Annotated in this window: 10 protein-coding genes; 8 read left to right on the forward strand and 2 right to left on the reverse strand. The window is 66.0% G+C overall.

What is annotated here, in order from left to right:
* The first annotated feature begins 79 nt into the window (after positions 1-79).
* From ACOJTD_RS20655 to ACOJTD_RS20675, 5 genes are read left to right on the forward strand one after another with little or no spacing between them, the layout of a single operon-like run.
* Entirely contained in the window at positions 80-1135 is a 1056-nt protein-coding gene (locus tag ACOJTD_RS20655) for a zinc-binding dehydrogenase (protein ID WP_420134737.1), read from the forward strand.
* Positions 1136-1140: 5 nt separating this feature from the next.
* The gene (locus ACOJTD_RS20660; RefSeq protein WP_420134738.1) at positions 1141-2622 is read left to right on the forward strand and encodes a PfkB family carbohydrate kinase; all 1482 of its coding nucleotides are present in this window, start codon (positions 1141-1143) and stop codon (positions 2620-2622) included.
* Positions 2619-3581 (forward strand): nucleotidyltransferase family protein, encoded by a 963-nt coding sequence (locus tag ACOJTD_RS20665; protein WP_420134739.1) that lies wholly within the window; start codon positions 2619-2621, stop codon positions 3579-3581. Before ACOJTD_RS20660 ends, ACOJTD_RS20665 begins: the two co-directional genes overlap by 4 nt.
* Complete coding sequence (locus ACOJTD_RS20670; RefSeq protein WP_420134740.1) at positions 3582-4388, forward strand: SDR family NAD(P)-dependent oxidoreductase; 807 nt, start codon at positions 3582-3584, stop codon at positions 4386-4388.
* A gap of 28 nt (positions 4389-4416) precedes the next feature.
* Positions 4417-6219: a thiamine pyrophosphate-binding protein gene (locus ACOJTD_RS20675; protein WP_420134741.1), complete on the forward strand. Its 1803-nt coding sequence runs from the start codon at positions 4417-4419 to the stop codon at positions 6217-6219.
* A gap of 319 nt (positions 6220-6538) precedes the next feature.
* On the opposite strand, the gene ACOJTD_RS20680 is transcribed toward ACOJTD_RS20675, so the two are convergent.
* A complete protein-coding gene (locus ACOJTD_RS20680) occupies positions 6539-8674 on the reverse strand; it encodes a tetratricopeptide repeat protein (RefSeq protein WP_420134742.1) in 2136 nt (711 codons plus the stop codon).
* Between the two features lie 511 nt (positions 8675-9185).
* Between ACOJTD_RS20680 and ACOJTD_RS20685 the strand changes: the two genes are divergently transcribed.
* The 3 genes from ACOJTD_RS20685 (at position 9186) to flaF (ending at position 12787) form a co-directional block, all read left to right on the forward strand.
* A complete protein-coding gene (locus ACOJTD_RS20685; protein WP_420134743.1) occupies positions 9186-11843 on the forward strand; it encodes a DUF1522 domain-containing protein in 2658 nt (885 codons plus the stop codon).
* Positions 11844-12035: 192 nt separating this feature from the next.
* Positions 12036-12416 carry a flagellar biosynthesis repressor FlbT gene (gene flbT / locus ACOJTD_RS20690; RefSeq protein WP_420134744.1) on the forward strand — a complete coding sequence of 127 codons (381 nt, stop codon included), beginning with the start codon at positions 12036-12038 and terminating at the stop codon, positions 12414-12416.
* A 2-nt stretch (positions 12417-12418) separates the two neighbouring features.
* Positions 12419-12787, forward strand: a complete 369-nt coding sequence (gene flaF, locus ACOJTD_RS20695) for a flagellar biosynthesis regulator FlaF (protein WP_420134745.1) — start codon at positions 12419-12421, stop codon at positions 12785-12787.
* Between the two features lie 90 nt (positions 12788-12877).
* Here flaF and ACOJTD_RS20700 read toward each other — a convergent pair whose 3' ends face one another.
* On the reverse strand, positions 12878-13258 hold the full coding sequence (locus ACOJTD_RS20700; RefSeq protein WP_420134746.1) for a hypothetical protein: 381 nt from the start codon (positions 13256-13258) through the stop codon (positions 12878-12880).
* Between the last annotated feature and the right edge of the window lie 35 nt (positions 13259-13293).

Below are 13293 nucleotides of genomic sequence, written 5' to 3' on the forward strand. Positions count from 1 at the left end.
CCGAGCACGGCGTACTGGATTGCTTCGCTTCGCTCGCAATGACGGGGATGGGTCTCGCGTATCAAGGGCGGAGTCCCTCATGTCCGTGACCTTCCGCGCTGCCGTGCTGCGCGAGCTCAATCGGCCGCTGTCGATCGAAACCGTCGAGGCGCCGGCGCTAGCCGCCGGGCAGGTGCTGGTGAAGCTGGCTTACTCCGGCGTCTGCCACAGTCAGGTGATGGAGGCGCGCGGCGGGCGCGGGGTCGATCGCTATCTGCCGCATATGCTCGGCCATGAAGGCTCGGGCGTCGTGGTCGAGATTGGCGAGGGCGTCAGCAAGGTGCGGCCGGGCGACCGTGTCATTCTCGGCTGGATCAAGGGGCCGGGCGCTGATGCACAGGGCATCCGCTACAAGGCCGGCGACAGCTTCATCAATGCCGGCGCGGTGACGACCTTCAACGAATATGCGGTCGTTGCCGAAAATCGCGTGACACTGCTGCCGCCCGGCGTGCCGATGGACGTCGCGGTGCTGTTCGGCTGCGCGCTGCCGGTCGGCGCCGGCATCGTCATCAACATCGCCAAGCCGCCGCCGGGTTCGACGCTCGCTGTGTTCGGTCTCGGCGGCATCGGGCTGTCGGCGCTGATGGCGTGCAAGCTGTTCGACTGCAAGCAACTGATCGCCGTCGACGTCGAGCCGGCCAAGCTGGAGATGGCGCGCGAGCTCGGCGCCACTGCGGTGATCGACGCCTCGCGGCACGACCCGGTCGAGGAGATCCGCGCGCTCACCGGCGGCCTTGGTGTCGACTTCGCAATCGAGTCCGCAGGTCTCACCCGCGTGATCGAGCAGGCGTTCGACGCGACGCGGCGGTTCGGCGGACTGTGCGTGTTCGCGTCGCATCCGAAGAGCGGCGAGAAGATCGCGCTCGATCCGTTCGAATTGATCTGCGGCAAGCGCATTCTCGGCACCTGGGGCGGCGACAGCAATCCCGGCCGCGACGTCGAACTGCTCGCGGGTCTGTATCGCGACGGCAAGCTGCCGCTGGCCTCGATGTTCACGCGCCGCTATGCGCTCGCCGACATCAACACCGCTCTCGACGATCTCGAACACCGCCGCAGCGTGCGGCCGCTGATCGAAATCGATCCGACATTGGGGTGACCGCGATGCTGCACCCCGAGACCGAAACCACGCTGGAACGCATCTGGGCCGAAGCCGGGCCGGACCGCGCCATCGTGTTCGTCTCCGGCAATTTCAACATCGTGCATCCGGGCCATCTGCGGCTACTTAAATTCGCCGCCGAATGCGGCGATTTCCTCGTCGTCGGCGTCGCGGCCGATCCCGGCTACGACTGGATGCTGCCGAAGGATCTGCGGCTCGAAGGCGTCAATGCGATCGGCTTCGTCAATCACGCCTTCCTGCTCGACGACAAACCCGAAGACTTCATCGCCGCGCTGAAGCCGGCGGTGGTGGTGAAGGGCAAGGAGCACGAGAACGCCGACAATCCGGAAAAGCCGGTGTTGGATAGTTACGGCGGCAGGCTGTTGTTCTCGTCGGGCGAAGTGGCGTTTTCGTCGCTCGATCTGATCCGGCGCGAATTCCGCGAGTTCAATCCGTCGTCGATCTTCAAGCCGCTCGACTATCCGCGCCGTCATCGCTTCGGCATTGCCGATCTCAAGACGATCCTCGGGCAGTTTCCGGCGCTGCGTGTGCTGGTGCTCGGCGATCTGATCATGGACGAGTACATCGCCTGCGATCCGCTCGGCATGTCGCAGGAAGATCCGACCATCGTGGTGACGCCGGTGCTGCGCGAATTGTTCGTCGGCGGCGCCGGCATCGTCGCCGGCCACGCTGCCGGCATGGGCTGCAAGGTCAGTTTGCTCACCGTCGGCGGCAAGGACGCGATGGCGGATCTGGCGCGCGAGCGGCTCGCCTCCTATCAGGTCGACGCGACGATCCTCACCGACGAGAGCCGGCCCACCACCAACAAGCAGCGCTTCCGCGCCGGCAACAAGACGTTGCTGCGCGTCAGCCATCTCAAGCAGCACGACATCGACGCCGATCTGCAGGGGACCATGCTGGCCGCGGTGCGCGATAAGTTGGCGGCGATCGACCTCGTGGTGTTCTCGGATTTCAACTACGGCTGCCTGCCGACCAAGCTGGTCGAAGCGATCAGCGCGCTGTGCCGCGAGCGGTCGATCCCGATGGTCGCCGACAGCCAGTCGTCGTCGCAGGTCGGCGACATCTCGCGCTTTCGCAACATGCTGCTGATCAAGCCGACCGAGCGCGAGGCGCGGCTGGCGCTTCGCGATTTCGACTCCGGCCTGGTCGTACTGGTCGAGGCGCTGCGGCAGAAGGCGAAAGCCAAGAACGTCATCCTGACGCTCGCGGCCGAAGGCTTGCTGGTCCACGCCGCCGCCGGCCGCGGCTCGGTGCTGACCGATCGGCTGCCGGCGTTCAACACCGCGCCGAAGGATGCGGCCGGCGCCGGCGACTCGTTTTTCGTCTGCGCCGCGCTGGCGCTCGCGGTCGGCAGCGACATCTGGCGCAGCGCGTACCTGGCTTCGATCGCCGCGGCCTGCCAGGTCGGCCGCATCGGCAACATCCCGGTGACCACCGCCGACATCATCAAGGAGCTCGACGCGTGAGCGCGCCCGCCAAGGCGCTGCTGGTTGCGGCCGGGCTTGGCACGCGGCTGGCGCCGCTCACCGACGTGCTGCCGAAATGCCTGATGCCGATCGCGGGCCGCCCGCTGCTCGGGCTGTGGCTGGAGATGCTGAGCGCCGCCGGCTTCACCGAGATCGTCGTCAACCTGCATCACCACGCCGATCTGGTGAGCGAGTATATCCGCCGCAGCCCGTGGGCCGACCGCGTGATCCTCGCGCCGGAGCAAACGCTGTTCGGCACCGCCGGCACGCTGCTGCGCCATCGCGCGCGCTTCATGGAGGCGCCGACGCTGTTCGCGCATGCGGATAATCTCAGCCTGTTCGATCCCCGCGGCTTCCTTGCCGCGCATGCTGCGCGGCCGGCAGGCTGCGCGATGACGATGATGAGTTTCGTCACCGACCATCCGCAGAGCTGCGGCATCCTCTCGCTTGATGAGGAGGGCCGTGTACTGGAAATGGACGAGAAGCCGCAGCACCCGAAAGGCAACCTCGCCAATGCGGCGGTGTACATCGTCGAGCCGGAAGTCATCGAGTTCATCGCCTCGCTCGGCAAGGAGGTGGTCGATTTCTCCACCGAGGTGCTACCGGTGTTCATGGGCCGGATCGGCTCGTTCCACAACGGCAGCTACCACCGCGACATCGGCAATCCCTCGAGCCTGGCACTGGCGCAACTCGACTATCCGCTGGCCGCATTGCAGTTCGAAACCTCTCCCCGTCGTTGCGAGGCGGCGCAGCCGACGAAGCAATCCAGCGCGGTGCACGGGACTCTGGATTGCTTCGCGGAGCCTGTCATCGGGCGGCGCTCTGCGCCGACCCGTTGGCTCACAATGACGGAGAGCGGCGATCCCTGGTTCGGCCTGATGACCGACCACCACGGCGCTCTCGCAAAAGCCTTCGCGCAGGCCGCAGCGAAGGCCTACAGCCAGATTGGAGCGCGCTAGATGTCCGGCAGCGTGATCATCGCGGCGATCTCCAGCGATATCGGCGTCAGGCTGGCGCAGCTGTATCGCGCGCAGGGCTATGAGGTGATCGGCACCTATCGGTCGAGCGACAACCTCGCCGGGCTCAAGGCCGACGCCGGGATTCATTTGGTTCATTGCGATCTTGCCGACGCCGCCAGCGTCAGCGACGCGGCGGCGGAGATCGCGGCGCTCGGCAAGCCATGGGAGCGCATCATCAGCGCCGCCGGGCAGCTGTCGCCGATCGGCGGCTTCTTCGGCCGTGACTTCGACGAATGGGCCGCGTCGCTGTCGCTCAATTCGGTGGCGCAGATGCGGTTGCTGCATGCGCTGTATCCGCATCGCGATCAATCGTCGCTCGCCAAGGTCGCGTTCCTGGTCGGCGGCGGCATCAACGGGCCGTTCCGCAACTACTCGGCCTACTGTCTCGGCAAGGTGATGCTGGTGAAGCTGTGCGAATTGCTCGACGACGAGTATCCGGACGTGCACGCGATCGCGGTCGGGACGGGCTGGGTCAATACCAAGATCCATCGCCAGACCGTCGAGGCCGGCGACGACGCCGGCGTTAATCTGCGCCGCACGCTGGAGTTTCTCGACAGCGGCCAGCAAGGCACGACCATCGAGGACATTTTCGGCTGCATCGAATGGGCCTTCGAGGCCGGCCGCGCCGCCACCAGCGGCCGCAATTTCTCGGTCGTGCACGACGGCTGGCGTGGTGGCGGCGCGGCGCTGACCGAGCGGCTGGCGGCCGATCCCAACATCTACAAGCTGCGCCGGCACGGCAATTGAGCGAAGCCGTCTGCGCCAGGAGGTTCGCGTGAAGCTCTCCGACTACGTCATCGATTTCCTCGCCCGGCGCGGCGTCACCCACGTGTTCGGCATTTCCGGCGGCGCCGCGGTGCATCTGTTCGATTCCGCCGCGAAGCATCCGAACGTCACGCCGATATTTCCCCAGCACGAGCAGGCCGCCGCGATCGCAGCGGACGGCTATGCGCGCGCGACCGGCAAGCTCGGCGTGGCGATCACCACGTCGGGGCCGGGCGCCACTAATCTTCTGACCGGCGTGTGCTGTGCGTATTACGACTCGGTGCCGACGCTGATGATCACCGGGCAGGTGGCGACGCATCGGCTCAAGGGCAAGAACGACGTCCGCCAGCTCGGCTTTCAGGAAACCGATGTGCCGTCGATTTTCGCCACCGTGACCAAATACGCGGTGCAGATCAGCGATCCGGCGACGATACGCTATCATCTGGAGAAGGCGTATTACCTCGCCTTCGAGGGTCGACCCGGTTCGGTGCTGATCGATCTGCCGGACGATCTGCAACGCGCCGAGATCGATCCCGACGCGCTGGCGCCGTTTGTGCCGGAGACGCAGATCGCCACCACCGACCTCGACGCCGAGATCGCCGCGCTGCTGCCGCAGATCGCGCGAGCGAAGCGGCCGGTGCTTGTGCTCGGCGGCGGGCTGTCGACGCCGCGGATCGGTGCGGCGCTCGATCAGTTCGTGGATCGGCTCGGCTTTCCAGTGCTGACAACGTGGGCCGCGACCGATCTGATCGCACACGACCATCCGCTGCGCGTCGGACCGTTCGGGGTCTACGGGCCGCGGGTCGGCAATTTCGCGATCCAGAATGCCGACCTGATCCTGTGCCTCGGCAGCCGTTTGTCGCAGAACGTCACCGGCGGCATCCTGCCGTCGTTTGCGCGCGATGCGACGATCGTGATGGTCGATGCCAGCCGCGGCGAGATGGACAAGTTCGACAGCCGCGGCATCCGCATCGCCACGCGGATCGAAGCGCGGCTCGATGCCTTCGTGCCGAAGCTGCTCGGCGCGCTCGAGGCCGCTCCGCCGCGTGCTGATTGGCTCGCCAAGATCGCGCATTGGCGCAACGTGCTTCCCGATGATCGGCCGGGCCCGGCCGGCGCCAATGCCGGGCACGTCGATGCCTATGATTTCGTCGACAAGCTGAGCGACGCCGCGCCGAGTGGCGAACTGATCTATGTCGACACCGGCGGCAACCTGACCTGGACCTGCAACGGCTTCCGCATCAAGCGCGGTCAGCGGCTGATCTCCGACTGGAACAACACCGCGATGGGCTACGCGCTGCCGGCCGCGATCGGCGCCGCTGTGCAGGCCAAGGGCGGCGTGACGTGTATCATCGGCGACGGCGGGTTGATGCTGACGCTCGGCGAGATGGCGCTGCTGGCGCGGCACCGGCTGCCGCTGCGGCTGTTCCTGTTCAACAATCATGGTCACGGCATCCAGAAGCAGACGCTCGAGACCTGGCTCGACGCCAACTACGTCGGCGTCGATGCGCCGAGCGGGCTGTCCTTCGTCGATTTCGCCAAGGTCGCCGAGGCGATGGATCTGCCGGTCATCACCATCAGCCGCAGCGGCGACATTGCCGCGCAGCTCGCCGATGTCTATGCGCGCAAGGGGCCGGTGTTCTGCAACGTCGAGATCAATCCGGCGCAGAAGCTCTACCCGGTGCTGAAATTCGGCGCGCCGCTGGAGAGCCAGCTGCCGTCGATCGACGATGAACTGATCGCCCGCGAGATGATCGTCGCGCCATTCAAGCCCGGTGCGCCGCCAAGTCAGAGTGGCGGGGCGGGGGTGTGAGCGGGGCTGCCGATTAGACTTCTCCAATCGTGCGGCGCTTACCAAATGTACTGAGTCCTCATCCTGAGGAGCCCGGCGAAGCCGGGCGTCTCGAAGGATGGGGCGACGCATTCCCTGTGGCCCATGGTTCGAGACGGCGCTACGCGCCTCCTCACCATGAGGTTGTGCTTGCTGTGATGTGTTACCAACTAACTTTAGTTTTGACGCTGAGACGCAATGGGCGTCAAAGACGTGGATGGCCGGGACGAGCCCGGCCATGACGACATGATAATGATTGTTCGTTGTGTCGATTAGGAGTGCGCCGTGGCTGGCGCGCAGCTCACCGCTTCCCAGGTGGCATCGCCTTCGCATCCGCCGGGGTGGCGCACCAGCGGTGCCACATGGTGCGGTAGGCGTCTTCGACGGCGCGGGTGTAGGCGACGGGGCCGCAGCGCTCGACGATGAAGGCGGGCAGGCCGCGGCGGATGGCGCGCAGCTTGTCGTGGTCGGGCGCGAGCGCGATGGCGACGTAGCGGTCCTCGTCGGTGGCGATGAATTCCGGCAGGCCGGCGGCCGACAGGATCGCCGAGCCGACGCGGCTCGCCACGGTGTTGCCGAGCTTGCTCACCACCGGCACGCCCATATGCAGCGCTTCCCAGGTCGAGACGCCGCCGGCCTGCGGGAACGGGTCGAGGCCGAGATCGATCTCGCGCAGCGTCTGCAGGTGCTGCTGCCGCGAGGTCGAGCCGAGCAGCGTGATGCGCTCCGCGACGATGCCATGCGCGGCGAATTTCTCCAGCAGCGTCTGGCGCACCGCCGGATCGTCGATTTGGTGATCCTTGAGGATCAGCCGCGATGTCGGATTGCCGGTCACGATCCGCGCCCACACGGCGATCGCGGCGTCGGAGAGTTTGCTGATACGGTTGAGCGAGCCGTAGGTCAGATAGCCGTTGCGGTCGAACGGCAGCTCCGGCGAATGCAGCCCGGCCGGCGGCGGCTCGATGATCACGATCGACGGCAGGTCGTAGATCGCTTCGGCGTAATGCGGCCGGACCTCCTTCGGGATCGCGACCGGATCGGCCAGCAGATAGTCGATCACCGGCAGGCCGGTGCCGGTGGCGTGGCCCCAGGCGGTGACCTGCACCGGCGCCGGCTTGCGGGCGAACACGCGCAGCCGGTTGCCGGCGGAGTGGCCGGAGAGATCCACCAGGATGTCGACCTTGTCGGCCCGGATGGTCTCGGCGAGCCGCGCGTCGGTCCATTGCGAGGTGTCGCGCCATTTGTCCGCGATGGTTTCGAACGCTTTGGTCGCCATGTCCGGCAGCACCACGCCCGAGTAGCAGATCACTTCGACCTTGCTGCGGTCGTGATGCTCCAGGATCGGCCGGAACGAGAACGCCGCCGAGTGCTGGCGGAAGTCGGCCGAGACGTAGCCGACGACGAGACGGCGGTCCGGATCGCGATCGTTGGCGAACGGCGCGGCGTACGCCTTGTAGAGCCGCGCGCCGACATGCTGCCACCAGCTCGCGCGGGCGGCCTGCTGCGAGGCGAAGTCGGCGTCGGAGCAAAAGTCCATCGAGAAGATCCGGCTCGAGATCGCCGGCTCGTAGTCGGGCTGCAGCACCAGCGCGCGGCTGTGCAGGGCGGTCGCGGTGTCGGCGTCGCCGAGCGTCGCCATGCAGTTGCCGAGCACGGTGAGCGCCGGCACCGAGCCCGGCTCGATCTTCAGCAGCGCCGTGCAGGTCGCCAGAGCGGCCTCGACGTTGCGCATCTGCAGCAGCAGGTCGGCGCGGGCGATACCTGCCTCCATCGGCCGCTTGCCGATCTGCAGCGCGCGGTCGTAACACGCCAGCGCTTCGTCGAACCGCTTGAGCTCCTTCAGCGTCGTCGCGCGGTTGATGCACGCGACATCGTGCTGCGGATCGAAGGCGATCGCCTTTTCGTAGCTGACCAGCGCTTCGTCGTAGCGGCCGAGCTTGTGCAGCGCGTTGCCGCGGTCGTTCCAGGTGTCGGCGTGTGTCGGCAGCAATTCGAGCGCCTTGTCGAGGCTGACCAGCGCATCGTCGAAGCGGCCCAGCGTGATCAGCACGTTGCCGCGGTTGGCGTGGCCGAACGCGAGCGTGGGATCGAGCGCGATCGCCTTGTCGCAGGCGATCAGCGACTCGTCGTAGCGCCCGGCGGCGTTGAGCACGCTGCCGAGATCGGACTGCGCCTGCGCGGACTTCGGATCCTCGATCAGCGCGCGCTTGATCGAGCGGATGCCGGCGTCGAAATGCCCGCTCTGATATTCGGCGAGGCCGAGGAAGTGCAGCGCCTGGAAATTGCTGGGGCTCTTCTTCAGCACCTTCTTGTAGAGCGATTTCGCCTCGTCGTACTGGCCGCCCTGATGCAGCACCCGGGCGCGCATCAGCATCAGCACCGGCTCGTAGGATTTGTCGTGGGACGAGGGGGCGGCAGAGGCCTTGTGGGGCGGCATGGCGTGTCCGAATCGGCCTGAGGAATCATGCTCTTCGGGCGATCCTACGCACCTCCGAGTCGCTCGTGTAGATCGCGCTGATACTCAGACCCCGGCGTAAATTATCCATTAACCAAGATGGCGGCCGGATGGAGTCTCACCAGTCCCTTAACGGACGCGTCGCCCGGGACCCAGGTGCCCCGAATCAGTGGCAATGGGCCACCACCCGGCGGCGGTCGCCGTCTTTGTCCGGCGTACTCGGTCATTGAAAACACGAGTGTTTTTCCGCCCGGCGGGTCCTTAATGCGCTGTTAACCATATCTTAAAGACCCCCCGCCATAGTTCCCATGCTCAGGAAGAAGGTAGGCCGAGAATCGGCCGTGCTGATCCGGAACGTGCGCGAGTGCGGCCGAGGTCCCTCTCCAGAACAGGCGTCTAAACACAACCGGCAAGCGTCGCGGCAGAGTCCCCGACGCGAGCAGCAGCGTACGACCGAAGTCGTCGCCCAGCGCGGATCAGGAAGGTTTGCACCATGTCTGATGTGGTTCTCTCGGCAGCGGTTCGCCAGAATCTGCTTTCGCTGCAATCGACTGCTGAATTGCTGTCGACCACCCAGAATCGGCTGGCGAGCGGCAAGAAGGTCAACACCGCGCTCGACAATCCGACGAACTTCTTCACCGCGGCCGGGCTCGACAGCCGCGCCAGCGACATCAACAACCTGCTCGACGGCATCAGCAACGGCGTCCAGATCCTGCAGGCGGCGAACACCGGCATCACCTCGCTGAACAAGCTGATCGACACCGCCAAGTCGATCGCCAATCAGGCGCTGCAGTCGAACGTCGGTTACTCCACCAAGTCCAACGTTTCGGCGACCATCGCGGGCGCCACGCCGGACGATCTGCGCGGCACCCAGACCTTCGCCAGCGCGACCGCCACCAGCGCCGTGGTCAACGACGGCAGCGCCGGCGGCACCAACGGCGTGTCGCTGACCGATACGCTCGGCGGCGGCGTCGGCAGCATCAGCGGCACCGCGATCACCAAGGCGACTGCGGCGGATGCCACCGCGACCGGCGCCGTGCTCTACACCGGCACCGCGACTGCCACGGCGACCAGCGCCGACCTGATCAGCTCGCTGACCAACGGTTCGACCGTGACGCCGACCGGCCCGCAGGCCGGCGACTCCATCACCGTCAACGGCAAGACCGTCACCTTCACCACCACGGGCTCGGCCAGCGCCGACAGCAACGGCAACTACACGATCGGCATCAACCAGCCGATCAGCGCGCTGCTGGCAACCGTCGACACCATCAACGGCAACACCAGCAATCCGTCGGTGGTCGACGCCAACGGCCACATCCAGCTCCACACCGGCACCAACCGGGCGCTGTCGATCAGCGACTCGACCGGCGGCCTGGTGCTGGCGAAGCTCGGCTTCGGCGCCACCGTCAACGTCGCGCTCGGCACCGGCGCGGCGACGGCGATCACCGCCACCACCAAGCTGTTCAATTCGGTCGGCGGCCTCGGGCCGGCGATTGCCGACGGCACCACGCTGACGGTCAACGGCAAGTCGGTGGTGTTCAAGGCGAGCGATCCGCCGAGCGCCGCGGGGCTGCTCGCCGGCTCGGGCGTGCTCGGCAACATCGTCACCGATACGTCGGGCAATTCGACGATCTATATGGGGACGAGCAACACCTTCACCTCGGCCACCGTCGGTGACGTGCTCACCGCGATCGATCTGGCCAGCGGCGTGAAGACGGCGACGATCTCGGGCGGCGTCGCGACGTTCTCGGCCAATGGCACGCCGTCGCAGCTCAACTCCGGTGCGGTGACGCTGCAGACATCGACCGGCGCCGATCTCAGCATCACCGGCCCAGCCGACTTCCTCAACTCGCTACGCCTGACCGGCTCGACCGGTCCCGGCCCGGCGACGATCACCGCGACCCGCACCACCAGCTCGTCCACGATCGGCACGCTGATCGAGGATGGTTCGACGCTGAACGTCAACGGCAAGACCATCACCTTCAAGAATGCGCCGACGCCGACGCCGTCCCTGACGCATCCGGGCGTCACCGGCCACGTCGAAACCGACGGCCTCGGCAATTCGACCGTGTATCTGCAGGGCGGCACCATGGCCGACGTGCTGACCGCGATCGATCTCGCCACCGGCGTGCAGACCGCGAAGCTCGCCCAGGGCGGCGCGACGCTGACCACGCAGACCGGCTCGGCGAACTCCTCGCTGTCGAGCGGCTCGCTGAAGATCTCGACCGGCAGCGCCTCCGACCTGACGATCAGCGGCACCGGCAACGCGATGCTGGCGCTCGGCCTCGCCGGCAACACCGGCACTTCGACCGAGTTCAAGGCCTCGCGCGCCTCCGGCAGCGGCGGCGTCGCCGGCAAGAGCCTGACCTTCACCTCGTTCAAGGGCGGCTCGCCGGTCAGCATCACCTTTGGCGACGGCACCGGCGGCACGGTGAAGTCGCTGGCGCAGCTCAACGCCAAGCTCGCCACGAACAACATGATCGCGCAGATCGACGCCAACGGCCTGCTGACGATTTCGTCCAACAACGACTACGCGTCGTCGACGCTCGGCTCGGTCGCGGACGGCGGCACGCTCGGCGGCACCATCACGGCGACGCTGACGTTCAGCACGCCGAACCCGCCGGTCGCCGACGTCACCTCGCAGATGGCGCGTGCCAAGCTGGTCGAGCAGTACAACAACGTCATTCAGCAGATCACCACCACGTCGCAGGACGCCTCGTTCAACGGCGTCAACCTGCTGAACGGCGACACGTTGAAGCTGGTGTTCAACGAGACCGGCAAGTCGACGCTGAACATCGTCGGCACCGCGCTCAGCCCCGCCGCGCTCGGCCTGCCGACGCTGGTGTCCGGCGTCGACTTCATCGACAACGCCGCCACCAACAAGACGCTGGCGGCGCTCAACACCGCGTCCACCACGCTGCGCTCGCAGGCGTCGTCCTACGGGTCGAACCTGTCGATCGTGCAGATCCGTCAGGACTTCGCCAAGAACCTGATCAACGTGCTGCAGACCGGCTCGTCTAACCTGACGCTGGCCGACACCAACGAAGAAGCCGCCAACAGCCAGGCGCTGTCGACCCGTCAGTCGATCGCGGTCTCGGCGCTGTCGCTGGCCAACCAGTCGCAGCAGAGCGTGCTGCAATTGCTCAGGTAATCGTCGCGGTGAACGGCGAGGGCGTGCGCGCCCTCGCGTAATCTCCGCGATTCGTCGGCCCGCAACGCTGCACTCGACTTATCGCCCGAAACACGACATTGGATCGCGACGCAAAGCCGGCGCATAACCGGCGCACGCTCGGGCGGGACGATTCGTCCTTGGTCGCATTCAACGCAATCAAAGGAAAACACGATGCCATTGCGAGTCGAATTGAAGCCGTTCGAGCGGATCGTGATCGGGCAGAGCGTGATCACCAATTCCGACTCACGCACCACGTTTCTGATCGACGGCGACGCGCCGATCCTGCGCGAGAAGGACATCCTCACAGCGGACACCGCCAACACCCCGGTGAAGCGCGTCTATCTCTGCGTGCAGATGATGTATCTGCAGAACGACATCCCCGCGTATCAGGATCTCTATCTCGGCTTCATCAAGGAATTGCTCGAAGCTGTGCCGAGTTTTCGCGATACGATCGAGGCCACGAGTAATCTAATTTTAAGCGGCCAACTCTATAAGGCTTTGAGGGAGCTGCGGCCTCTCATCAAGCGTGAAGAAGAATTGCTGCAGAGGTAGTCATGTCGAGTGCTGCTCAAGCGTACGCCCGAACCGCGCAACGAACGGCTTCCCCGCGCGAGATCGAAGCCCAGGCGTTGCTCAAGGCCGCACGGCAGCTTCAGGACGTCGTCACCAACTGGAACGAGCGCGGCGCCATCGGCCTCAACGAGGCGCTGATGTTCAACCGCAAGCTGTGGTCGATCTTCGTCAGCGACGCGCTGCGTGACGACAATCCGCAATCCCTCGAGATCCGGCAGAACATCGCCAACATCGGCGTGTTCGTGCTGAGCCAGTCGGCGGCGCTGCAGATGACCCCGCAGGTCGAGCCGCTCAACGCGCTGATCGAGATCAACCGCAACATCGCCGCCGGCCTCAGCGGCCGTCCCTGATACGCGGCCTTCGCCCTCATCGCTTCGGACATGCGTGATCGCCCGCGCTTGCGTGGGCAAGCCGGGGTATCGACAATCGACGACGTCTGCTCAGACGATGCGATTGGTCGGGATCGGGCCGGCGCGCTGCTGCAGCTTCGACTGATCCTGCTCGCGGAAATAGGCCCGCGCCTTGAGCTGCCAGGATTCAGGATACTGATTGACGACCTCGGCCGTCGACTCGTCGACCGAGACGTACACCATTGCGGCGGCGGCCTGATCGAAGATCACCTGACGCGAGATGGTGTCGGCACCGACCTTGGCGGCGTTGCTGGCAATGGCATTGCTGCCGGCGCCGCTCGCCGTCGCGGACACGCTCTGCGGCGCAGGCAACTGCGTCGCCACCGCGGCCTGGACCGCTTCAGGCTCCGGCCTGACGACGGTCGGGATCACCAGTTGCCCGATGGGCTTCACGGTGAAGTCGAAACTCATGGCAGCCTCCTGGCTCCATCAAGGTAAACCACCCC

Origin of the sequence: Rhodopseudomonas sp. (assembly GCF_048594845.1) — a bacterium.
GTDB lineage: Bacteria > Pseudomonadota > Alphaproteobacteria > Rhizobiales > Xanthobacteraceae > Rhodopseudomonas.

Excerpts from the sequence above, each read along its gene's own strand:
- ACOJTD_RS20670 (WP_420134740.1), top strand. The coding sequence starts at position 3,582 with ATGTCCGGCAGCGTGATCATCGCGGCGATCTCCAGCGATATCGGCGTC.
- ACOJTD_RS20685 (WP_420134743.1), top strand. The coding sequence starts at position 9,186 with ATGTCTGATGTGGTTCTCTCGGCAGCGGTTCGCCAGAATCTGCTTTCG.
- flaF (WP_420134745.1), top strand. The coding sequence starts at position 12,419 with ATGTCGAGTGCTGCTCAAGCGTACGCCCGAACCGCGCAACGAACGGCT.
- ACOJTD_RS20680 (WP_420134742.1), bottom strand. The coding sequence starts at position 8,674 with ATGCCGCCCCACAAGGCCTCTGCCGCCCCCTCGTCCCACGACAAATCC.
- ACOJTD_RS20660 (WP_420134738.1), top strand. The coding sequence starts at position 1,141 with ATGCTGCACCCCGAGACCGAAACCACGCTGGAACGCATCTGGGCCGAA.
- flbT (WP_420134744.1), top strand. The coding sequence starts at position 12,036 with ATGCCATTGCGAGTCGAATTGAAGCCGTTCGAGCGGATCGTGATCGGG.
- ACOJTD_RS20700 (WP_420134746.1), bottom strand. The coding sequence starts at position 13,258 with ATGAGTTTCGACTTCACCGTGAAGCCCATCGGGCAACTGGTGATCCCG.
- ACOJTD_RS20655 (WP_420134737.1), top strand. The coding sequence starts at position 80 with ATGTCCGTGACCTTCCGCGCTGCCGTGCTGCGCGAGCTCAATCGGCCG.